20 protein-coding genes are annotated in these 23,519 nt (G+C 58.5%); 7 read left to right on the top strand and 13 right to left on the bottom strand.

Features of this window, described 5'->3' with window-relative positions; translation table 11 throughout:
• Positions 1-248 precede the first annotated feature (248 nt).
• The 5 genes from ACM530_RS08860 (at position 249) to ACM530_RS08880 (ending at position 4,902) form a co-directional block, all read left to right on the top strand.
• The gene (locus ACM530_RS08860) at positions 249-533 is read left to right on the top strand and encodes a hypothetical protein (RefSeq protein ID WP_003175982.1); all 285 of its coding nucleotides are present in this window, start codon (positions 249-251) and stop codon (positions 531-533) included.
• Positions 530-802: a DUF3077 domain-containing protein gene (locus tag ACM530_RS08865; protein WP_029295748.1), complete on the top strand. Its 273-nt coding sequence runs from the start codon at positions 530-532 to the stop codon at positions 800-802. The genes ACM530_RS08860 and ACM530_RS08865 overlap by 4 nt, the downstream gene beginning before the upstream one ends.
• Positions 799-3,687 carry a DUF927 domain-containing protein gene (locus ACM530_RS08870; RefSeq protein ID WP_416364610.1) on the top strand — a complete coding sequence of 963 codons (2,889 nt, stop codon included), beginning with the start codon at positions 799-801 and terminating at the stop codon, positions 3,685-3,687. Before ACM530_RS08865 ends, ACM530_RS08870 begins: the two co-directional genes overlap by 4 nt.
• A gap of 98 nt (positions 3,688-3,785) precedes the next feature.
• On the top strand, positions 3,786-4,628 hold the full coding sequence (locus tag ACM530_RS08875) for a chromosome segregation protein SMC (RefSeq protein WP_338514082.1): 843 nt from the start codon (positions 3,786-3,788) through the stop codon (positions 4,626-4,628).
• Positions 4,629-4,692: 64 nt separating this feature from the next.
• Positions 4,693-4,902: a hypothetical protein gene (locus tag ACM530_RS08880; protein WP_338514081.1), complete on the top strand. Its 210-nt coding sequence runs from the start codon at positions 4,693-4,695 to the stop codon at positions 4,900-4,902.
• A gap of 411 nt (positions 4,903-5,313) precedes the next feature.
• Here ACM530_RS08880 and ACM530_RS08885 read toward each other — a convergent pair whose 3' ends face one another.
• The 11 genes from ACM530_RS08885 to ACM530_RS08935 all read right to left on the bottom strand — a co-directional run bounded on the left by ACM530_RS08885 (position 5,314) and on the right by ACM530_RS08935 (position 18,320).
• Complete coding sequence (locus ACM530_RS08885) at positions 5,314-8,484, bottom strand: type I restriction endonuclease subunit R (RefSeq protein WP_338514080.1); 3,171 nt, start codon at positions 8,482-8,484, stop codon at positions 5,314-5,316.
• A 1-nt stretch (position 8,485) separates the two neighbouring features.
• Complete coding sequence (locus ACM530_RS08890) at positions 8,486-9,721, bottom strand: restriction endonuclease subunit S (protein ID WP_416364611.1); 1,236 nt, start codon at positions 9,719-9,721, stop codon at positions 8,486-8,488.
• Positions 9,718-11,274, bottom strand: coding sequence for a type I restriction-modification system subunit M (locus ACM530_RS08895; protein WP_416364612.1), 1,557 nt, complete (start codon positions 11,272-11,274; stop codon positions 9,718-9,720). The genes ACM530_RS08890 and ACM530_RS08895 overlap by 4 nt, the downstream gene beginning before the upstream one ends.
• A gap of 1,441 nt (positions 11,275-12,715) precedes the next feature.
• Complete coding sequence (locus ACM530_RS08900) at positions 12,716-13,039, bottom strand: hypothetical protein (protein ID WP_416364613.1); 324 nt, start codon at positions 13,037-13,039, stop codon at positions 12,716-12,718.
• Between the two features lie 140 nt (positions 13,040-13,179).
• A complete protein-coding gene (locus tag ACM530_RS08905) occupies positions 13,180-13,773 on the bottom strand; it encodes a hypothetical protein (RefSeq protein ID WP_416364614.1) in 594 nt (197 codons plus the stop codon).
• Positions 13,770-14,342, bottom strand: coding sequence for an RNA polymerase sigma factor (locus ACM530_RS08910; protein WP_416364615.1), 573 nt, complete (start codon positions 14,340-14,342; stop codon positions 13,770-13,772). Before ACM530_RS08910 ends, ACM530_RS08905 begins: the two co-directional genes overlap by 4 nt.
• 142 nt (positions 14,343-14,484) lie before the next feature.
• Complete coding sequence (locus ACM530_RS08915; protein ID WP_416364616.1) at positions 14,485-16,125, bottom strand: vWA domain-containing protein; 1,641 nt, start codon at positions 16,123-16,125, stop codon at positions 14,485-14,487.
• A 221-nt stretch (positions 16,126-16,346) separates the two neighbouring features.
• Positions 16,347-16,997, bottom strand: a complete 651-nt coding sequence (locus ACM530_RS08920) for a DUF799 domain-containing protein (RefSeq protein WP_145159672.1) — start codon at positions 16,995-16,997, stop codon at positions 16,347-16,349.
• Positions 16,994-17,356, bottom strand: coding sequence for a DUF4810 domain-containing protein (locus tag ACM530_RS08925; protein ID WP_106577341.1), 363 nt, complete (start codon positions 17,354-17,356; stop codon positions 16,994-16,996). Before ACM530_RS08925 ends, ACM530_RS08920 begins: the two co-directional genes overlap by 4 nt.
• A gap of 29 nt (positions 17,357-17,385) precedes the next feature.
• The gene (locus ACM530_RS08930) at positions 17,386-18,066 is read right to left on the bottom strand and encodes a CsgG/HfaB family protein (protein WP_010214228.1); all 681 of its coding nucleotides are present in this window, start codon (positions 18,064-18,066) and stop codon (positions 17,386-17,388) included.
• Positions 18,067-18,155: 89 nt separating this feature from the next.
• Positions 18,156-18,320, bottom strand: a complete 165-nt coding sequence (locus ACM530_RS08935; protein ID WP_416364617.1) for a hypothetical protein — start codon at positions 18,318-18,320, stop codon at positions 18,156-18,158.
• Positions 18,321-18,518: 198 nt separating this feature from the next.
• Between ACM530_RS08935 and ACM530_RS08940 the strand changes: the two genes are divergently transcribed.
• Complete coding sequence (locus ACM530_RS08940) at positions 18,519-19,130, top strand: hypothetical protein (protein ID WP_416364618.1); 612 nt, start codon at positions 18,519-18,521, stop codon at positions 19,128-19,130.
• Positions 19,131-19,146: 16 nt separating this feature from the next.
• Positions 19,147-19,734, top strand: a complete 588-nt coding sequence (locus ACM530_RS08945) for a hypothetical protein (RefSeq protein WP_119738306.1) — start codon at positions 19,147-19,149, stop codon at positions 19,732-19,734.
• A gap of 149 nt (positions 19,735-19,883) precedes the next feature.
• Here ACM530_RS08945 and ACM530_RS08950 read toward each other — a convergent pair whose 3' ends face one another.
• Together ACM530_RS08950 and ACM530_RS08955 are read right to left on the bottom strand one after the other, a co-directional pair.
• Positions 19,884-20,450, bottom strand: a complete 567-nt coding sequence (locus tag ACM530_RS08950; RefSeq protein WP_416364619.1) for a hypothetical protein — start codon at positions 20,448-20,450, stop codon at positions 19,884-19,886.
• A gap of 69 nt (positions 20,451-20,519) precedes the next feature.
• A complete protein-coding gene (locus ACM530_RS08955; protein ID WP_416364620.1) occupies positions 20,520-23,090 on the bottom strand; it encodes an autotransporter domain-containing protein in 2,571 nt (856 codons plus the stop codon).
• Between the last annotated feature and the right edge of the window lie 429 nt (positions 23,091-23,519).

The following is a 23,519-nucleotide window of genomic DNA, read 5'->3' on the forward strand; positions in this document are numbered from 1 at the left end:
AGTTTCCCGGTATTTCCACCCCATGCACAGCTGCCACCCAATCCCGTGGAAAGGATCGTGGCAGTTCCATAGTCAAAACTTGGAGCGCCACCCATGCACGCCCTCAATCCGTCCAAAATTCGCGCTGCTGCTCATCGAGCAATGGCTCTCGCCGCTTTACACGCCAACTCCAGCCTCGCTACACGCCTTTCCCGTTACAACGCCCATATGTCCAAGGCTCGCGCCCTGGAAGCCGCAGGGGGTGCCCAATGAGCATGCTCCCAGGCTTCTCACTTCCCGAGGATCTGCTCTGCGTCAGCCAGGACGCTGAAGCCGGTATTCCCATCGATGCCATCACCTGCGCCCTCGACCGTGCCGACTCAGTCCTGATGCTGCTGGAAGATCATTTAGACGGCGATAAACCCGTACTCTCCAACCGCGTGCTGTCATCCGTCATTTGGGACGTGCGCGGAACCTTAGGCTTGATCAAAACACTCGCCTTGTACGGTGATGCCTCCTCTGTGCCAATGGGCCAGAAAGGCGGTGCCCTGTGAACACTCTCAACACCCTCGGGCGTACCGAATTCTCATGCGTTGCCAGCGGTCCTCAAAAGCTGTTTAGGGTCAATGAAGGCGTGCCGATCGAGGACGCACTTGAGGCCATATCGCTGTTTCAGTACTACGCCAACCAACTGACCCTCGACGCAGCTATGAGTAATGAGGGCGAGCGGTTCAGTTGGCCTGCCCTCTACCTGGGAGAAATGGCGAAAGCTCTGATAGATGACGTGAACGATGCGCTGTGTGCAGCGAGTACTGCGCAATGACCCAGCGCATCGGCAACACCTCAAAACGTCCCAGCTTTGCCGACGTAAAAAGCGCTGCCCTGAATAACATCGACCGCGTCCTTAATCACTGGCTGCCGAACGGCAAACGCGTCGACGGCGGCAAGGAATACACCGCACCGAACCCGACGCGCACGGACAAACGTGCGGGCTCACTCAAGGTCAAATTGAGCAAAGGCACCTGGGCGGATTTTGCCACCGGTGATAAGGGCGGTGACTTGATCGACCTGGTGCGCTACATCGAAGGCGGCACAGACGTTGACGCCTGCAAAAAGCTGGCGGATCTGCTCAGCGTTTCCGCAGGATCTGCAACTACCAAAAGCGCACCGGCCAAGAGCGCAACGCCGGAGTGGATCGCAATTCAGCCGATCCCGGCCGAGGCCATGAACAAGTGCCCAGCAAAACACCGGCAGCATGGTGTTCCGTCCAAGGTGTGGATCTATCGCGATGCACAGGGCCAACCGGTCATGGCGCTGTATCGCTTCGACTTGGGCCCAGATGAAGACGGCAAACCGAGGAAGGTCTTTGCACCGTTGACCTGGTGCAAGCGCTCCGATGGGCAAACCACGCAATGGCGCTGGCAAGGATTGCTGGAGCCTCGGCCACTGCTGCGCCTGGATGAGCTGGCACAGCGGGCCGATGCGCCTGTGGTGCTGTGTGAAGGCGAAAAGGCTGCTGATGCCGCCGCTGAACTGATGCCCGACCATGTAGCCACGTGCTGGCCGAACGGCTCCAACTCTTGGCACAAGGCCGACCTGACGCCACTCAAAGGGCGCACGGTGGTGCTATGGCCGGATAACGATGCCAGCGGGAAGACCTGCATGGGCGCCATCGAGCTCAAGTTGATTGAGCTGGGCGTCGCTTCGGTACAACGAATCTCGCTCGACGTGTTCAAGCTCAAGCCCAGCAGCAAAGGCGGAAAGCCCACGCTCATCAAGGGTGGAAAATGGGCAGACGGCGACGATGCAGTGGATGCGTTAGCCAAAGGCTGGACCGCTGCCCACGTCGCCGAGTTGGTGCGCAGCGGTGAGTTTTTCGGCAGTGCCGCTGAGCCAACTGAACCTCAAGAACAGAAGGCCAAGGCGCCCGCCAAACGCCCTGCGAAATCGAAAAATGATCTGTTGCCGGGCGGCTTTCGGCTGACGCCTGAAGGGGTGTTTTATTCCGGCGATGATGGCGAGGCTCGCCCCGTGTGCTCGCCTCTCGAAATCATCGCTCGCACCCGCGACGACAAGGGCCACAACTGGGGCTTGTTGGTCGAATTCGACGACCCGGACGGCGCCAAAAAACGCTGGAATATTCCAGCCAGGACCATGACCGGCGACTTCGGCAAGGACGTACTCGGCCCATTGGTAGACATGGGCCTGCGCCTAGCAGGAAGCCGATCAGGGCGAAACGCACGCAATGACCTGCAGAGTTACCTCGGCGGCTTCGACAGCGCCCAGCGCGCACGATTGGTGACGCGCTTGGGGTGGCACGACAACGCCTTCCTTTTGCCCGAACAGCAAATCGGCTCACACGCCGAACACCTGCATTTTTATGAAGCCGGGGCACAGCTTCCACCAATCAGCGAAGCAGGTTCCCTGGAGCAATGGCAGCAGCAAATCGGCGCGCTATGCGTTGGTAACCATCGCTTGGCGTTTGTCGTCTCTGTGGCGTTTGCAGGGCCTCTTCTGAACATGCTGGGGCATGAGTCGGGCGGTTTCCACCTGTATGGCGACAGCTCCGGGGGCAAGACAACTCACCTGCAAGTCGCTGCATCGGTTTATGGCGGGCCTCGCCTGGTGCGTTCATGGCGCTCGACAGACAACGCGCTGGAGTCCATCGCCGCCGCACACTCAGACGGCCTCCTGGTGCTGGATGAAATCGGCATGTGCGATCCGCGCATTATCGGCGAGACGGTCTACATGCTCGGCAACGGCACCGGCAAGGCCCGGGCGAATGATCGAGGACAAGCGGGCCGACAGGTGCAGGAGTGGCGCTTGCTGTTTCTCTCGACCGGCGAGAAGACGTTGGCGCAGCACATGGCGGATGCCAACAAGGAGCTGAAAGCCGGTATGGAGGTGCGCATGCTCGCCGTGCCGGCGGATGCCAGCAAAGGCCTCGGCATGTTCGATGTGCTCAATGGCTTTGATGACGCCGCCGCCCTCTCCGATGCGCTAAAGGCCCGCGTAGCCAAATACTACGGCACACCCCTCACCGCCTTCCTACATGCACTGTGCGCGCCTGGCGAGATGCTTAGATGGACGGTGATCATTCGCCGCACGGTGGAGCAGTTCATCACACAAAACCTACCCGTATCGGCCAGTGGACAAGCCCAACGTGCCGCCCTTCGCTTTGGCCTCGCAGCAGCGGCCGGAGAGTTGGCCACCGCCTTCGGCGTCACCGGTTGGCCTGATGGTACGGCCACGACTGCTGCACGGGTTTGCCTGCATGCATGGCTGGCTGAGCGCGGCGGCGCCGGAAACTTTGAGGGAGATGCGATCTTGGCGCGTTTACACCAGGTCATCGAACGGTTCGGAGAAAGCCGCTTTACCCGCTGGGAATCTGCCGCCGCCAAGATCGATGAGCACGGCCCACGCACGATTGATCGACTGGGCTTTCGCAAGACGATGGAACACGGCATGGGCGATGCACTGCACACCACCAACACCTACTACGTACTGCCGGAAGCCTGGAGGGCCGAAATTTTCAAGGGCATGAACATCAGTGCAGTGAACAAGGAGCTGCTGCAACGAGGCGTGCTGGAACCGTCCAGCGAAGGCAAGGCGTCGAGTCTGGTTCGGTTACCCGGTCTGGGTCAGCAACGCTGCTACATCGTGAAGACGATTCCGGGCACGGAAGAGAGCGAGGCCGTGGCTGCCTGACGGCATGCCTGCTGATCGAGGTAGCGCCGGCTGATTACCGGCCTCGCCAGCCGTTCGACAACCATCCCAATCAACCGCAGTACACAGAGACAATACAGATGACCACTATCCAAGAACTGAAAGACCGCCGCGACACACTGACCCTCGAGATGGAGAGCATTCGGCTCGACCTGGCACCCTTTGAAGCGGCACTGGAAAGTCCAGAGGTTATCCAACAGGGCCGTCAACGGGCCGTGCAGGATGAAATCAACGATCACAAAAGACGCATCGACTCGCGAAATCTCGAGATCAGCGCACTGAATCAGAAGATAGACCGCCTTGATACATTGGCAAACCGTGAGAGCTTGGCTGCGGGCTATCTCAGCGATATGGCGAACTGGAAAGCCGACGAGATGGAACTCAACGAAAAGCGCAGCAGCATCGAGACCCGGTTGCAGCAGGTCCGCCAGAGCGATCAGGAAGACATGGCAAAAGCCCGACAAGCTGAAACGGATGCAGCCACCGCCTATGCGCAGGCTGTCGCCTGGGGCGATGTAGAGGGCGAGAAAGCGGCTAACGCAGAAGCTCAAAAGGCAGCAAAAAACCTCACAGCCGCGGTTGAGCATCACCGCCGTCAACAACTGCTTATCACCGCTCTGGAACAAGAGCTGGTGACGATTGATCTGCACATCACAGAGGCACAAAAAGAACGCGCCAAGATCGAGAAAAAAGCGGCTCACCTGGCGAACACTGTGCTGGAGGAACAATGGAATGAGGCCGCGAAAGCGCTGCTGGAAACAGGCGGTAAGTTGTGGGCCGCACGCGACCTGATTAATCGAGACCCGGTTGCATTGATGAAGCTGGATATCCCTGAACAGGGCGAGCGCTTTGGAAGTTGGACCTGGCATGAACTAGCAGATCGCGCTCGCCAACACAGCCTACTTGAACTATTGGCAGCGTAACCCAAAACTTCCCCGAAGCAGCCTGAGAAAAGCAGGCTGTTTCGGGCCTACCATCGGCCTCACCATGAATACACCACCACAGAACAGTGCTCAGATGCCTGAATACCTAAAGGCCCGAAAACTGCATTTGAACGGGATAATTGCCGGCATGGCTGGAGCGAAAAAGCTCAAAGCAAGAGCAAACAAAGACACCAAGGTTGAGACGCTCACGATTGATGCAATCAAGGCAGAGCTTGATTTCATTGACCTCCAGCTCAAAAGAAAGAATGGGTGATTACGAAGCGGAAGCTTAAGCAGCTTCCGCTTTGCTGGATCTGATCCTTACAAACAAGGGTTCAGGCCTTCTCGGCTTTTGGTCTATGGCGACGCTCGGCTTAAGACCATTACATGACCACCATCGTCCGATGTTGTTAAAGAACTCGGATCTTCCAAACTCCCGAAATATTGACCGCTGAATACCCCTTTATTGCGCGCAGTTGCGAGATACATGCCCGGAATCCTCAGCTAAAAGTAAACATTTCAATCTTAGGGTCCTACTTTTCTATCGTGGGAACCACGACCGAATTTTGCAGCAGAGTTGGGCAAAAGCAGTTATTTGACGAGGGCGAATGTTAATCCGGGGTAAGCCGCAGAACTAGCATGGGGAGCGAACGACGCTCGTCGCGTATCCGAATCCGCCATTGCATTAGTGAATACGCGCGCCCTCGCTAGCATAGCGCCGCGTCACAAAGTCCCAGACTTGGCTGACCTTTGCATTCCAGAGCGCATCTGGATAAGGTGCCTGCGGCAGTTCGTTCAACCGCTGCCGGATTTCTGACCACACAGCGCCTCGCGTTTCCTGGGCACGCAACCAGTCCATACCGACCATTAGATCTTGGAGCTTGGCAAGCAGCGCCCTCGCCACGCTTTTCACCTCCGCCTCCTCGGACCTGGTCAGCTTCGGCTCAGGCGTAGTAAGCAGATCGAAGATCGCCAGCTCCTCCTCGGTCAACCCTTCTCGGGAAGCACGCTCCTCTTCCTCTGAGAGGCCGGCGACGAACTCTTTCAGCGCCTCGAAGAATTTGTCCGCGTCGATAGATCCCGCGTTGTATTCGGCGACCAGCTTTTCCAGCTTCCCAACAAGATCCACACGAGAGGGGTTGGCATCGGCCATCTTTTTGACCTTATTCTCGGCCTCCTCCCGCACTCGCTCGACAGTAACCTTGGGGCTGGTCTCGAACAGCTTGGCCAGCTTTTCAAAGTCAATGCCGGAGAGATCAACGCGCCCCTCCGAGCCAGTACCTTCAACGATAGGCGTTAAGATCGCGACGCCTTCCAGTTTCTCATCAAGTAGTTCCGCAATTTTTGCCTGAATAGCCGATATGTCGATGGGCCCCAGCTTGGCCTTTACCGCGTCCGCCAACATATGGAATACAGCAACAGGCTTTAGATACGGTGCAGCCCGCTCATCGGGTAGCAACGCCTTGTAGGTCTTTGTGACCGCACCAGCGAGATAGGCAAACTCCCTCCGCCGATCATCGGGCGAGACCAGTACCTCGATGGCCTTGGCAATCAAACCGAGCCGAGAGAGAGCATCTGCTGCCATGATCAAATTTGTATCTACGCCTAACTGCTCAGTGAACCTTTGCGCCTGTTCCAGCGCCTGCTCCAACGCCTCCCTCAAGGCTTCCTTATCCTTGATTGGCGTTTCATCCGTATCCGAATCGTTCACGCTGCCAGCGTAAATCGCCAGCGCCTTTTGCAGATTGTTGAACACGCCCACGTAATCGACAATTACACCGCTGGTCTTGCCCAACGCATTGCGATTGGCGCGCGCAATGGTTTGCATCAGCGTGTGGTTCTTCATCGGCTTATCGAGATAGACAGTGCCAATGGTGGGTACGTCAAACCCAGTGATCCACATCGCGCAGACGAAGACGAGCCGCAGTGGGTCGTTTTTGTCCTTGAACTTCTCCTCCAGATTTTCCTTCTGCATACGCTCGCGGTGAGGGAGAATATCGAGGCCTTTCTTTTTGAGATCGTCGATCTCGTTCTGACTCTGGCTGACAACCACGGCCATATCCAACTCGCGTAGCCACACGAGCCGCTCTGCAATAGCTGCACCCTCTGCCTCATGCGCCGTCTTAAGTGCTTTCTCATCAGCCGCGATCAGTCTGATTACCGCCGCCTTGACGCGATCATGCATGGAAACCGCCGTCGCCTTGTCGATGGCAACAAACATCGCCTTACCGCGATAGCCGCGCAAGGCGAAATGCAGCGCTACATCATCGGCCACCTTGTCGAGCCTGTTAGGATTGGTGATGAGAGTATATTGTCGTCCGAATTCGCGCTGGAGCTTCTTTTCCTGCTCCTCGCTCAACTCAACCTCATCTAGGAGCTCACCCAACTCTTCCTTCAGCTCGGCAGAGTTGAGTTGAAGCTCGGGTTTGCGAGACTCATAAAAGAGCGGCACCGTTGCACCATCGCGGACGGACTGGGCGAAATCGTAGACTGAGACGTAATCACCAAACACTTCACGAGTGCGGCTTTCCTCGCCCTGGATTAGCGGCGTACCGGTGAAACCGATGAACGCGGCATTGGGCAGCGCTGCGCGCATATTAGCTGCAAGCTGATCATACTGGCTTCGGTGCGCCTCGTCCGTTATAACAATTATGTCGGAACGGTCGGAAAGTACAGGCATCGGTTCTCGTTCAGCGGTCGAGAATTTCTGAATCAACGTGAAAACGTAACGTTCATTTCCCGCTAGCAGCTCCCGCAGATGCACACGGCTATCAGCCTGTACCTGCTGCGTATCCTTGGTGAGGGCGCCAACGCTGGCGAATTGTCCAGCGATCTGGTCGTCCAGCTCGGCGCGGTCCGTCACAATCACAAAAGTGTAATTACCGCCTAAGCGTCGCAGAACCTTTTCGGCAAACATAACCATTGAAAGAGACTTTCCCGACCCCTGCGTATGCCAAAACACACCGAGACGGCCATCGTTCTGTCTAATCTGCTCCACGGCTGCCATTGCTCGGTTCACGCCTAGCACCTGATGGTATTTACCAACCACTTTGCGTAGTCCTCCCCTGGCCTCATCGAACAGCATGAAATTTTCAACCAGGTCAAGGAATCGGCCCGGGTCGCAAGTGGCTCGCAGCAACGTCTCAAGACTCGGGTCCTCAGGACCACCCTCTTCAAGTCGTTTCCAAGGCGCAAAGAAATCGAAATCGGTATGCGAGCCGCCCATCAGCGATTCATGTCCATTCGAGAGAACTACGAAACAGTTGAACGGAAACAGCTGCGGGATGGTGTCACGATAATCGCGCAGGTTTTGGTCGTATGCGTTGAAGATTGGTTTGGAGAGTGCCTTCCATTCAGCAAGGAGCAGCGGCAGACCATTGACGAAACCTAGGGTGTCTGGACGACGCTTGTGCAGCAAACCTTCGACCCAGACCTGGCTCGCTATAACAAAATCATTGGAAGCCACATCGCGCCAATCAATCGCGCGGACGGTGACGGTTTCACTCACACCGCTCTCCGGAAGCTTTATCTCAACACGCACTCCAGCGCGCAGTAGTTGATACAGCTCGCGATTGGCAGCTATAGGCGACAGTGCCGAGCGATCTTGTATCAAAACTTCCTGTGCCAGCTTCAGAGCCTCATCAGGCAGACTAGGGTTGAGCTTTATCAGTGCAGTACGCAGCCGCGCGGGGAGATAAGCCTGACGAAAGCTGGTGCGGCCGGTAGGGTTATCCAGGCCTAGCTTTTCCTCCATCAAGTTGACGTACTGCCAGCCCAGTTGCTGCAGCAGCATTAACGCTGGCTGCTCCACTGCGCCATCTTCAGAAAACTCACTAGAAAGCGAAGGTTGTGCCATCTCAGTCGACCTCTAACTCGCGGTCTGTCGGCGTGATCAAAAGCGGGCCAGAAATTAAGCGAGGGAGTAGTAGATCGCGCGCGGAGGCTAGCCGCTCGTTCGACAATCCAATCTCGCCAGCTAACTCCAACATCGGTGATGCAGCCTTTTCGAACCGCTCGAACAAGTCATTAGTTGGGGGAATAGCGATAACAAACTGCGCCACACTTTCTTTTCGGGCACGTTGCCTGCCGCTCGCCCCAGACATGGACTGCCGCGCGTGCTCCCTAAAGGCAGGCAGCCTCGACAGACAATAGCTAAAAGCCAGCCCCGCTCGCGCCGCGCGCATTACAATAAACTCGGTCGAGCCGAACCCAATACCATCCGGGCCGGGGAGATGCCGCACAAGGCCGGTTTTGCCATTTTCAAGGCAAGGCGTGATACGCGCAAACAGCGTATCTCCGTTCTGAAACTTTGAGCCAGAGTTGCCAGTGCGAACCTCGGGCTCCGCGATCAGAGAAGTTGCAGTGTCGACATGCCCCATAGGGATGAAGGGTTTTTCTCCCTCACGCGGTATCCGAGTGCGGGGGTCGAACAGCAACAAATCACCAGCGGTTCCCCAACTCCAGTCGGCTGGCAGTGGGCCATCGGGGGTGTCTTCGATTGGCACGCTCTCGTAACCAGGGAACCGAAGTCGGATGAACCATTCTTCGAACAGTGCCCGCGCCATCTCTTCCAGTACGACAATTCGCCGCCGGTTGACCTCGATCAAATCATCATAAGCACCCAAAACCTCAGCGATCCGGCGCTGAATTACGAGGGCTGGAGCAGGTACAAGAGCCTCCGCCACAACCTTCGCATCTGCTCGCTGACGCCCAGAAGCACCAGCCATACTCAGAATAGCTGGCTTACGAATTTCCTTACTGAGAGCAAGACAATGGATAAAACCCGGATCCGCGACGCCCGGTTTCGCCCTCAATACAATGAACTCTGTAGAGCCGAACGCCGGTTTACCAGCGGGGTCATATTGCGCGATCTTTCCATTCTCAAGACAAGGTGTAATTCGCGCCAACAAAATGTCCGCAGGCTCAAACCTCGCCCCCCCCGCCAGTTTCCGCTGTTGGCGGGAATGTACATAACGACGTCCCGGTGTGAGATCTTCCATTGCGACAAAAGGATATTCGACATCCTTCAACAGCTTGGTTCTTGGATTGATATCCACCAGTTCTTTGAACGGGCGAAGGGGGAAAGTCTTCATCCCGCCAGTACCTCTGCGACATTCGCTGCGATCACCGATTGCAATCGCGCAGCCTCAATATTGAGGCTTTCCAGATCCTCCTGTAAGACTGCCAACCGCTCGCGGAAGTCCTCGTCATCAGGCTGTGCGCCCGTGGCAATACCGACATAACGGCCGGGAATCAGACTCCAGTCCTGCGCGGCTATCTCGGCGCGGTTAGCGGCTCGACACAAGCCGGGAACATCCTTATAGCCCTCCCCCCCAAAAAGAGCGCTCATCCTAGTGCTACTATCCGCCGCCAGTTCCGGCTCCTCGCCACGCCAAATGCGCACGATATTACCTAAATACTCAATCTGTTCAGGTGTGAAATCGCGATAAGCACGCGTCACCTGCCGGAAGATATGACGCGCATCAATAAACAGCACCTGATCCTCACGGGCGCTTCCCCTCTTTCCTTTGTCCAGGAACCACAGCGTCACTGGCAGAGTGACGGTGAAAAACATATTTGGTGAAGTAGAGATGATCACATCGACAGCCCCGCTCTCAATCAGCTTGCGTCGCATCTCTCGTTCGGAACCGCCCGCGTCAGAAGCGGAATTCGCCATTACAAAACCAGCGCGACCTCGATCATTGAGAGCCGCGTTAAACATCCCGATCCAAAGGTAGTTTGCGTTATTTACGCCTGGCACCCCCAGAGAAAAGCGCGAATCAACATGCCCTGCTTCGTTCATCAAGCGAGCGACATCCACCTCTTTCTGATTGAAGGGTGGATTGGCCATTACGAAATCGAATTTTTCCACCATCTGGTGCGGGTCGTCATAATAGCTACTAGCAACGCGTATATCACCGGAGAGCCCATGTACCGCCAGATTGAGACGGCACAACTTCTGGGTATCGCCCATCTTCTCCACGCCATAAACGCTGATGGCACGGGCCGGGTTTTCATTGTGCCGCTTCACGAATTCGGCGGAATGGACGAACATTCCGCCGGAACCACAGGCCGGATCAAGAATACGTCCATGAAAAGGCTCGATCACCTCGACGATCAGCTTCACGATGCTCGACGGGGTAAAATATTCGCCCCCCTTTTGCATAAAGGCGGAAGCAAATTCCCCCATGAAATATTCGAATATCAGACCATAGGCGTCGCCTGCAATCGCGAGCGGATGTAGCAACCGCAGTAACTCACGCAGGACAGAATTAGGCAGAGAGCCGTAACCCTGCGGTAACACACCGGCGAGATCCGGATTGTGCTCAGCGATGGCCTTCATCGCCTCGTTCAGCGCTTCGGCCAGATTTTCCGTTTCCGGTAGGCCAAGAAGATAGGAAAAACGCGCATGAGGCGGCAGGAATATCGCCCCCCTCGCATGGTAATCCGGCGGCGTGGGATTGCCGAGCCGCCCGCCGCGTGGAAGCTGAGCATCTGCAACGTCGAACCGCGCCTCCATCTGCCTCAGAGCAATTAATGCCAATACCGGCTGCGCATACTGATCTGGCCTCAACTCAGTGTTGGTCCAAAGCTGGTTCGCCGTGGCGAATAGACGCCGAGAAAGATCTTGAAGATCGACTGCCAATGTTTACCCCATGGTGGTCATACGCCACTTAAATAAGCCAGTTCTTGATAGCGCATGTTATGAGCATATCAATGCGGTGCACATGATAGCCGCTAGCTCCACTGAATATGCTCCTATTGATTGATCTCCTCACCCCCAATCGTGCGTTGAGCAGTGAAGTGGTTACCGCGCTCTGTTCTTGGCATCCCAAATTATGGGCACTAGGAACGCGGGCATGTGGAGACTGCAATTGTGATTTGACGCAAGCGGCCTTGCCTGATAATGGGCTTGCAAGCAGTCTTGCGAGGTTGCTTCTTCCGGCAGATGCCCTTTTTAGCGAAGGGCTCTGGTCAGTTAGCACCCGCCCAAATAGCTATAAACAGCTCCTCAAAAAACAGCTGTTGATGTAACACCTAATGGCCATGCACACACTTGCGCAACATACGACTGAGGACGTTCAACACAAATAAATTTCATTAAAATCATATGGTTAAATCCTTTTTTAACGAACGTAGCACCCATAACACGTTTTCATGAGGGCATCCCCTAAGCCCCACTCGCAACAACGCCGCCAGCGAGGAGATTGATCATGCTCTAGGCCTGGGTAAGCTAAGGGGGCCCCTGAGCGCATCGGGTTGGTACGGGGTAGGAAACCCGCGTGATCGTGTCAGCGGAAAGGTGCCCAGCTTAGTGAACAAGTGAACCGGGTGAACTGCTGTTCACCAGTGCATTTGCCCTATGAATCGGAAAGCCGCTGGGGACCCTGGGCATTTTGGATAGGCACGGGGCATAGAACCCGCGCGTTCGTGTTAGCGGCTGGATTTTTTAAGTTGGTTGACAGGTTGACGTGGTTGACACCCATCACCATGGTTGACGCCGTGCGGGTGTTCACTATCAGCAACAGATACAGCCACCGTTACCGAAGCTGTAACGATGGCCGTTTTTCTTCAACATCCTTTCAATTTCAACGATTGAAATTTCAGTAACTTCCGGCACCTCCCACTAACTCGATCCCGCGGGTTTCATGCCCCGTACCACCTTAATACTCCCAGGGGCCCCGCCAGTTTTTGGCACCAGGGCTAGCTTCCGTCGCCGAAAATTCGAATAGCTGCATGCCACTCTGTAACGACAGCGAGACCGTGGGTTGAATAGAGGGTGCGCCTTAATGGCATTTCCCAATTCCCCAGCTACTCTCCAAGCCGTCAGGTGCAGAACGCTTGCCCCGCAGCAGACGTGCGCTGACTTTCTGCGTTACACGCAGGGGCAGCGTTACATCGGATGTACGCTAGACATCTAAACTGTGTAACGGCCCTAAAAGCCAATGAAAACAGGCGTTTGGCGATAGGCGTTACACGAGTAACACGCGTTACACCGGTTTTAGAGGGGGCTGTGTAGGTGCTCTCATACTACCGTTCCAAACTGGCCCTCATGACCAGGTGAACGCTGTACCGCTGTTGGTCGGTTAAAAATAAAAATGACGCAGCCAAGGAGACAGCCAATGCCAAGATTTATCATCAACAAGAACGCCCAGGCGAATGGTGATCATGAAGTCCATGATGCGACCAACGGATGCCGGTTCATGCCTTCCCTTGAAAACCAGGTCGAAGTTGGCACCTATCCCACTTGCCATGGAGCCGTAGCCGCAGCTAAACAAAAATGGTCGGATAGCCGGATTAACGGCTGCTACTACTGTTCCAACCAGTGTCACACCAGCTAGTAACCCAAAATAGATGGCAGCATTGCATAGGGCATTAATGGGCCAGGCGAGCTGGTCGTGTATGCCCACATGTATGCCTAATCGAAAACCTGTCTGCTAGCCCCAGTAAATACTGGGGCTTCATAGCCCAGTTCAAACGACGCCGGGACACCAGATACAGACGAAAAAGCCCCAGGTCGAAAGGCCTGGGGCTTTTTTGTGGGCGTGATCTAACGTTTCTGCAACGCCTCCAACCGCGCCGGCAAGTCTTCCTTGGGAAAGCGCTTATGCAGCGCCAGCAGCTGTTCATCGGCCGCTTTGGTTTCTCCAGCTCGGCGCAGCTCCACGATCTGCTGCAACCCCTCCTCCAATGATGGCAACGCCACCGCACGTTTGCTGAGTTTCGCGGCCGGCTCATCCGCCATTGCGCCGGCGACCTCAGCCTGAACCGGTGGTGCGGCAGCCATGCGGGCCATGGGCGCCGGTGCCGGCGCCGAATACGCTTGGACAAGTGGGCGCGCGGCTTCCTGATGAGGCGCGGAGAAGGTCGCGGTGGATATCTCCGGTTGCGGCACGGGTGAGCGCATCACCACGCCGATCATCAGCGCCACGCCGGCGACGGTGGCGAAAGCCATCTGCCAGCGCGGCTGGCGGCAGGCGTTCAGCCAGCGTTGCCATAGGCTCGGCGGCGGCGTTGGAGCTTCGCGGCGGGCGGTGTTGAGGATGAAGGCGTCGAGGGACGCGGGCGGCTCGCCTGTGCTGTGTTGACGAAAGTGTTGGAGCAACACGTCGTCGGGGTCCTGGGTGTGTCGGGAGTCGGTCATGCAGGTATCTCCTCGGCCAGCAGGCGGCGCAGTTTCTGCTGGGCGTAGCGCAGGCGGCTTTTGACGGTTTCCAGCGGGGCACCAGTGAGGGCGGCGATTTGCGGCACTTCGAGGTCGCCGTGCAGGCGCAGCAGGAAGACTTCGCGCTGGTCTTCGGGCAAGTCTTGCAACGCTGCGTCGAGGCGCGCCTGGTCGCGGCTCAGGCTCAGTTGCTGCTCGGGGCCGGCGCTGTCGTCGGGCTGGGCGTGCAGTTGCTCATCGTAGCTGTCGTGCAGCGGGTTGTGGATACCGTGCTTGCGCCATTGATCGATCAGGCGGTTGCGGGCAATCTGGAATAACCACGTACGAAAGCTCGCCCGACCTTGTGGCTGGGTGGTGCTGCGGATCAGGCTGAGCCAGGTTTCCTGGTACACCTCTTCGGCCAGTTCGACCTTGTTGCTCAGCGACACCAGAAACCGGTACAAACCTTGGCGATGGCGCGCGTACAAAACCTCGAACGCGGCGCCGTCTCCGGCTCGGTAGCGGGCCAGCAGCGCTTCGTCGCTGGGTGAATCATCGGGTACGGCCATGTAGGTGGCGAACTCCTTTCTCACAGTCGAAATCGTTCTAAATGTGGGAGCGGGCTTGCTCGCGAATGCGCAGTGTCAGTTAACAGATATACCGACTGATCCACCGCATTCGCGAGCAAGCCCGCTCCCACATTGATTGTCGTTAGTGCTTAAGACTCTGCGCCAACTCCACCAGTTGCACGAACTCGTTGCGCAGCCCGAACGGGTCATCGCCTCGGGCCGAGCGGGCCAGTGCGGCGGTGTCCTGCAAACTCATGCTGCCAGTGTAGCGGCCATCGCCCTTGAGCTGTTGGGCGAAGGCTGCCACAGCTGCCGAGAAGCGCAGGTCGTCGCTGGCCTTGGTCGCCTGGTTGCTGATGGGCCGCTCTATCAATTGGCTGTCGCCGCGCGCTGCCGGTTTATAGCGCACGCGCAGCATCGCCAACTCGGTGGATGTGTGCTCAGCCGCCGGCGCAGCGGCGTAGCGCAACGGCTCCAGCCAGCCTTTCTGGCCCGTCGGGACAATTTCGTACAACGCCGTCACGGTATGCCCTGCGCCGATCTCGCCGGCATCCACCTTGTCGTTGTTGAAATCCTCACGTTTCAAGGCGCGGTTTTCATAGCCCAGCAGTCGGTACTCGCTGACCTGGGCCGGGTTGAATTCCACTTGCAATTTCACATCCCGCGCTACAACCGCCAGGGTTGAACTGAGCTGGTCGACGAGTACTTTTCGCGCTTCGCGCAGGTTGTCGATGTAGGCGTAGTTACCATCGCCCGCGTCGGCCAATTGCTCCATCAGGTGTTCGTTGTAGTTATCCACACCAAAGCCCAGGGTGGTCAGCGACACGCCGCTTTTACGCTGCTCGGCCGCCATCTGCTTGAGGCTGTCGAAGTCGTTGATGCCCACGTTGAAGTCACCGTCAGTGGCCAGCAGGATGCGGTTGATGCCCTTGTCGATAAAACCTGCGCGGGCCATCTGGTAGGCCAGTTCGATGCCGGATGCGCCGGCCGTGGAGCCGCCCGCCGTGAGTTGGTCGATGGCGTTGCGGATCTTGGTTTTGTCGCGGCCGGAGGTGGGTTCGAGTACCACGCGAGATTCACCGGCGTAGACCACCAGCGACACGCGGTCTTGGTCACGGAGCTGGTCCACCAACAATTTCAGGGTGCTTTTTACCAGTGGCAAGCCTTCGCGGCGGTCCATGGAGCCGGACACATCCACCAAAAAAACCAGGTTGGCCGGCGCCAGCTCCGCGACGGTGCGGTCGGACGCCTTGATGCCGATGCGCAGCAGCTGAGTGTGCGGGTTCCACGGTGTGGCGGCGATCTCTGTGGTCACGCCAAACGGCGAGCCGTCGGTGGGGCGTGCGTAGTCGTAGGGGAAGTAATTGACCATTTCCTCCAATCGCACAGCACCTTCAGGCGGTAGACGGCCTTGGTTGAGGAAGCGTCTTACGTTGGCATAGCTGCCGGTGTCGACATCGACACTGAAGGTCGAGACGGGCGTTTCGGCCACGCGGTGCACCGGGTTGTCCGGCAGGTTTGCGTAGTGCTCGCGGGGTTCGCTGCGGTAGGCCATCGCAGCTGAATCCTGACTGACCATGCGCATGGCCATTGGCGCCGGCATCGGCATGCGTTTGCTCAGCGCACCCTGTACCGGCGCGCTTTGCAGTTCGGCGACAGGTGCAGCGTGCTCAGGCTTGGCGGCATCACGGGAAGAAGACAACCCACAACCGGCCAACGCGACCAGCAACGTAACGGTAAAGCCGTGGGCAGCAGGGCGCAGGAAAAGCAGCGGACGGGACATGGGCTGAACCTCGTGAATGAATGATCCGTTCACAAGGTCAGACGCAAGGTGTGGAGGGTTCGGGTTAAACCGGAGTCGGATAACACCTCGATCACTGTGCAAGTGTGTTGGCGCTGGCTTGCCTGCGAAGCAAACGCCTCGGTTTTTCAGTTAAACCGAGGTGATGCTATCGCAGGCAAGCCAGCTCCCACATTGGATCTGCAGTGTTTTCCGTACCCGGATCAGTCGGTGCCGTACTTCGGATTACGCGGACCGTACAGAATCCCGGTGCGTTGCCCCGCCGACAGCAGGCGCGCACTGGTGATGCCGGCAATCGGGTGTGCGGCATCGGTGGAGCTGTTGATCACCTGCTTGACCGCCGCCGTGATCAGCATGCCCACCAGGCCGCCGCCATTGTTGTTGCCTTCCTCGCTCGACGCCCGCGCCGAACCGGTCCACAGCGTGGTGCCGGTGCGCAGGTCGACCAGTTTGGCCGAGGCCGTCACCGAGGTGTCGCTGGAGATCAGCATGTACTTGGTGCCGTACTCGCTGACGGTGATGTACAGCGCCGCATCCGCACCAAAGATGTCATGCAGCTTGGCCGGTGCCACACCCTGGATGTCGTTGGCGGTGGTCAGGCCGTTCTGGCGGAAGGTTTCGTCCACCAGGGCAATCGGCAACACGTAGTAGCCCGCTTCGGCCAGCGGGTAAGTCACCTGCGACACCAGGCTGTAGGACGCCTGCACTTCAGGCGACTCATTGATCGGCGGCAGTACCAGGATCGACTTCGGCCGCGCCTGTTTGTATGCGGTGTAATCGATGGTCTTGGGCGCTGCGCAACCGCCGAGCAAGGCCAGGGCCAGCAAGGCGCCCGTGAGTTTTAACAGGCTCATTTAGTGGCGACTCCGGTCTTAGCGTTTTTCAGCAGAAAGTCCATGTAGGAAGCAGACTCGGGGAACAGGGCCTTCTCGGTGCGAAACTCCTGCACCATCTGGTCATCCTTGCCCATGGTCATGTACAGCATGCCCAAGTGGGCGTGGTAACCCGGCGGCGCCTTGCGGCCACTGGCGTTGATCTTTTGCAGATCGCGTTCCAGCGCCTCAACCTGCGCTTCCTTGGGCTCGCCCTTGAAGTACTCGTAAACCTGCGGCTGGTAGCTTTCCCACTGATACAGGGGTTGGGGCGCCGTTTGGCACCCGGCGACCGTCGCGATTGTTGTCAGCATCAGCGCCAACTTCACTGCCTTGCTCATCCGTGTACTGCTCCTTGAGGTGCTGCTGATCAGTTGCGCGGGTTCCAGGCGCCGGCGTTGATGCCGTCGACAAGGCGGTTGATGGCTTCGCGCATGGCCAGGTCCAGGACCTTGCCATTGAGGGTGGAGTCGTAGCTGGCGGTGCCGCCAAAGCCGATGACTTCACGATTGGACAGCGCGTATTCACCGGCGCCCTGGGTGGAATACACCACTTCGGAGGTGCTGATGTTGACGATGTTCAGCGCGACTTTGGCGTAAGCCACTTGGGTTTTGCCACGGCCAAGAATGCCGAACAGCTGGCGGTCGCCGGTCTCTTTGCGGCCGAACTCGGTGACGTCGCCGGTCACTACGTAGTCCGCGCCTTTAAGCTTCTGTACGGTGCCTTTGATCGCGGCTTCCTGGGAGATTTCGCCCATGTTGTCGCGGTCCAGCACGCTGAATCGGTTGGTCTGCTGCAGGTGGGTGATCAGGATGGTTTTGGCCTGGCCACCGAGGCGGTCGACGCCATCGGAGAAGATGCCGCGCATGTAGCTGGAGCGGTTATCGAACTTGCCCACGGCAATCGGCACACGCACGCCGGAATAGGCGACGTTGGCGCTGGCGACTTGTTCCACCGGCATCGCGCGGTTGCTCTCCGTGGCGCAACCGGCCACGGTCAGCAGCGCTGCGGCGGTGAGGCCAGACAGCAGGATTTTGGACAGTGTTTTCACAGGGTGCTCCTAGGGTGAGAGGTCCGCGGTTGCAGCGGGTGAACCCGCGGGAGGGACTGTTGTGTACGTCAACTACGCTGTCGCGGCGATCAGAACTTGCTGAAAAAACGCGCGATCTTGCCCAGTACCTCAACATCAAAGGTGTCGGGCCAGCAGGCAGGTGTTTTGGCAAGGATGACCGGCGCGCAGCGGCCCGGCTGGAAAGTGCAGCCCGCCATCAGGCAGGTGACGGGGAGAAAAGCAGAAGTGCGCATTGCTTGATTCGTCCTTGAAAAATGCGATGTAGCCAATGCCGCGGCATTTTACGGGGTTGCCCGATGTACTCAAGCGGTTTTGCCGCCACCGTGAAGTTCGCCGCCCAACGGCGGCCTGCTAAGCTGCGCGCCCACCTCAAGTTTCACAGCCACCGGTCGAGACACTGGCTTGGCTTGCTCATTAAATAGGGATATTGCGTGTTGAACACCCTCCTGAGGGCTGCGGCCCTGATCGCGACGCTGTCGATGACCGGCTGCGTATCCTACACCGTCACCGGCCCCATCGGTGCCCCGCTCCACCCGGCTGCTGCCAGCAGCCCGCGCAGTGCACAAATCGCTGACGTGACGGTGAACGCCGCCGACGTCAACGAGGCCAACAAAACTGCGATCAGTCGCTCGCTCACGGCCCAGCTCAACCAGTACGTGCGCGCGGCGGGTTACTTCAAGCAGGTCACCGAGTACCCCACGCGCCTGGAAGAAAGCGACGTGGTGCTCAAATTCAACATGACCTCGCTCAAGGGCCATCGCGCACCGCACCCGGCCTACATACCCGGCGCGCTGCTGACGCTGACGATCTGGATCTGGGTCAACGGGCCGATCTACGTCGACAGCTTCGACGTGGCCGGCAACCTGGTGATCGTCGACCGCAACGGCAAAGAATTGGCCACGGCCGAGCAAGCGCTCAAGTTCGAACACAACGTCGGTCTGTATGGCGGCGAATACTGGGCACCGTCGATGGGCGCCCAGCAGCTGAACAAACTGGTCGCGCAACTGCTCGACACCGCTACCGCCAAACTGGCCAAACCCTGAATTCAAGGAGCAACACATGAAAGGATTGATCAAGCACAGCCTGGTCCTCGCCGCGATCTTGCTGAGCGGTTGCGTGTCCTACTCGCAACACGAACTGCCACCGGTGCAGACTTGGCCGCCGACCGCCAACGCGCCAGCGCAGAAACCCAGCGCATTCGTGCGCACCACAGCGCTGAACCAGGTCAACGGTGGCCCCGCCAACGCCGCCGCCGGCGCCCCGGCAGCGCTATGGGAAAAAGCTGTGGCGGATGCCTTCCGCCAGTCCAACCGCTTTGCGCGGGTAAGCACTGACAAAGTGGACTCGGACATTTACGCCGACGCCAAGCTGTATAACAACGAACAGTTCAGCATGGCCTCGGCGATCATTACCGGTGCCACCTTCTTCATTATTCCGTCCACGGCGAAAAACACCTTCACGATGGAAACGGTGTTCAAGGACAAAGACGGCAAAGAATTGGGCCGGGTGAGCAAAAGCGAATCCGTGCGCACCTGGATGCACCTGGTGCTGATTCTGGGCATCCCGTTCCAGGCGAACACGGGTGAAGTGGTTGAAGCGTTGACGCGCAGCACGCTGGACGAGGCGGTGCAGCGCAAGTTGTTCTGATTCGGTAGCGATCGCACCCTGTGGCGAGCGGGCTTGCCCCGCGTTGGACTGCGTAGCAGGCCCATTTTTTGGGGTCGCTTCGCAACCCAACGCGGGGCAAGCCCGCTCGCCACGGTCGCAGTGCTCGCCTTGGCAATTGCGTCGCCGGCTCAGTCCGCGCCCACTGTCACCTCCACCGGTTTGCGCTCACCCGTCGCCGTCACTTCATAAATGCTCATCACAAACGCATCACTGATGACCGTCTCAATCAGGTAATGCTTCTTCGGCTGCGGCGTAAACGCCTGAGTCGCCGGTTGCGCCGTAATGGCATAGCCAAACATGGAATGCATCGGAATGCCGTTGAGCGTCGCGATCTGCTGCTTGACGTTGGCGTGTATGCGCAGCGGTTTGTTGGCCTCGATCACTTTGTCGATAGAGTCAGTGCCACCGCCGATTTTTTTCAGGTAGCCCGGCACGCGGCTGAAGTAATACCCGTCGTAAACCCGCTCGCCAGCCTCGGCCAAGCCATAACTCGACTCCGCGTACGCCAGGGAATAGGTCACGGGGTTGTCGCCTGCGCCGCCCTTGGTGCGAAATGTCAGGCTGGCCTGATAGTCATTGGTGGCCAACGGAACCACCGGCTTCGAGAAATTTTGCTCGGCAAGCCGATGGCTGCTGCACCCCGCCATCAGCACGGCAAAGGCCAGTGCGACGGGGATTGCGATGGATGCTTTCATAAGAACCTCGAGGTTGAATAATCGTGGTCCGGGGCCAGCAGGCCCCGGACCGAGCAACGCCGTCAGCGCTTAAAAGGCATACCGTGCCTTGAGCATTACGCCATCGGCGTCAAACCCGCTGCGCGCCTGGCGGGTGTAGCTGGCGCCCACGGTAAAGTCCGACACCTGGTAGTTCACGCCCACGCTGGCTTCATAACTGTCACGCGCCACCGAAGCGCCGGTGACGGTGAATGGCGAGCCACCCGCCACGAAGCTGGAGGTTTGCGCGACGCGATCGCCCATCAGGTCGTGATAGGCCATCAGGGTTGCTTCCGGTTGCAGCTTGCCAGCACCCATCGGCAGGTTGCCTGCCAACCGCAGGCCGGCGCCCAGCTCACCCACTTCATAGCGTTGCGAGCGGGTGCTCAGCGCTGCCGAAGAGCCCTTCTCGTCGTAGCCATCCATGCGCACGTCGGCATAACGCGCCGTCACGCGCGGCTCGATCACCACGGCCTGCGACGGCTTGAAGCTGTAGCCGCCGATCACGCTGGCCGCCAATACATTACTGTCGTAGCTGCCCTTGGCCGTGGTGCCTGCCACATGACGTTTGCTGTCGTTGTCGTTGTGGCCGTAGCTGAGGCTGCCGTCGACAAACCAGTTTTGCAGCGCCCAGTTGCCATACAGCGACAGCGCGTGGCCCTCGACGTCAGTCTTGTTGCCCAGGTCGGAATGGATGTTGGAGTTGAGGTAGCTGTAGGCCACGCCCAAGCGGGTGGTGTCGTTCAAGCGACCGTCCACACCCACCGCCATGCCGCTGCTGTTGGCCGAGTAGCCGTTGTTGCCGCCACGGCCGTCCTGGTCCATGTTGCTGCTCAGGCCCTGCACCCACACGCCGCCGGTTTGATGGCCTTCGCGCTGATCAGCGAGGCGGTTGAAGATCGCGCCGTTGATCACGGTTTGACCCGACAAGGCCACATCCAGCGCGCCACGGTTGACGTCTGGCTTGAGCTGCTCGCCCACCTGAGCAAGCTGTTGCGCAGTACCGGCGTTGGCGAGGGACTGGAACACGGGGTCGTTCTGGTTCAGCCCGCCGAGCACCTCGTTCTTGAAGGTATTGACCGCCGTCGCCGCTGCGGCGGTGGCACCTGCACCGGCAAGTTCCTGCTGCACTTGCTGGTTGTCTTTAACCGCGACGACAGCCTTGACCGTTTGGGCATCCGCCGAGTAGCTGAGCACGTTGAGCAGCGATGAAGAACTGGCAACAGACAGCCCGTTGTTTTGCACGCTGCTGGCTTGCAGCAGTGTGTACTGGGTGCCATTGTTGGTGCGGGTGAAATCGCCAGGGTTGGCGCTCACGGTCAGCTTTGAGGCCTGGGCAAAATTGGCCGTGCCGTTGACCGTCAGGTACGGCGTGGTCGGCACCACGCTGTCGGCCAAGTGCATATCAATGCCCGCGCCGCTGGCGACGTTAAGGTCGCCGGTGATCGTGGTGCCCGGCGCAGAGAGGTTCAACGAACCGGCGTTGACCGAGACCGGCGCGATGATGCGCTGGCCGACGAAATCAGCCTGGCCCGCGACATTCACCGCGTTCAGGTTGAGCAGGTCGCCGGTGATTTTGCCGCCCGTCCAGTTCAGCGTGGCGAGGTTGGCGGCGTCGATGGCGGTGCCGGCGTTACTGCGGATCTCGCCGGCTTGCTGGTTGATTTCGAAAGGCGAGGTTTGGTACCGCGCATCCACCAGGATCGCCGTGCTGTCGGCCTTGATCAGGCCACGGTTGACGATGCCGCGCGCGCCCGTCTGTGGGTTCAAGGTAAAGGTCGCGCCCCGCAGGCTGACAGCGACCGCGTTGGCGCCATTGGCTTCGATAGTGCCAGTGTTGAGCAGATAGTCGTAAGTACCGGAGTCGAACCGAACCGCTCTGGCAAGGCCGCCATTGACCGTCACCAACCCGCTGTTTTCAATGCGCAGGTCACTGGTGTCGGTTTCAACCTCAATGCCCAGCGCCTCTTCACCGGTGACGCGAATGGTGCCGGAGTTGAGAATCTTGCCACCGACGGTCACCGGCAAATTGTTGTGGGTGTCCAGGATCAGGCCGAAGCCGTAGTAGGACGTCACGTCCACCAGGCCGGAGTTGACGACATCGCCGCCTACGGTGGTGCCGTTGAGGTAGATCCCCTCGCCGTCGCTCTCGGGGCCGGAACCCGGCACGTCGACGGTGATGATGGTGCCCGTGTTGATCACGTTGCCGCCGACGGTGGCGGCGCCTACCTCAAACCCTTCGGCCCAGGTCTGGTTGGTCAGCCTGATCACACCGGACTGAACCACATCGCCGGTGATAATGCCGCCACGGGCTCTGAGATCTGAGTCAATCGCACCATCCACCACGAACCCGCGAATGTTGAGGCCACTGCCATCGATGGTGTAGTCGGCGCGGTTGATCAGCGAGCCCTGAATATCGGTCTCGGCAACACTCGCCCCATCGACATAACGCTGGGTGGCCACCACATTGCGTGAACCGACCAAGGTCACAGGCTCGTTGAACACCTGGCCTTTCCACGTGTTCTGGCCGCTGCTGACGTCAAATTCCACCGCAGCAACGTGCGCGGCGCCTGCGCTGACCATCAAGGCCAACAGGGTTTTCTGGAACGGCTTACGCTTCATTTCAAACTCCATGAACTACAGTCAAAGCCGCCAATAAGCCCGGCGGCTGTAGGTGTGCTGAGCGAAGGATCACTTGATCCGAGTGCATGCTCCCAAGGCGTCTTTCTGAAACGCAGGCGCGAGCAAACGCACCGCAGCCGGTGGTGGCAGAAAAGGGGTTGGGGAGGTGAGGTTCACATTAATCCTTAATGTCGTTTGAAAACGCTGCAGTCCATGCAGCCCGACCGGTTGCGGGTGGGCGGGGTAAAGACCCGGGCTTGAGGGAAATGGTTCCTTTTGCGGTAGGACGCTTCCCGAAACGACTGGGGATTTGCGTAATACCCGTGAGCAGACGGCGGGAAGCGTTGGCGTCGGTGGGAGTTGGGGATAGGACGCAGGGGTTTGAGTCAGGGCGTTGATGCCTTGCGTGGGTTTGGGTGCGGGGCTTAT

It is taken from the genome of Pseudomonas sp. NFX183 (assembly GCF_047943075.1).
Lineage (GTDB): Bacteria > Pseudomonadota > Gammaproteobacteria > Pseudomonadales > Pseudomonadaceae > Aquipseudomonas.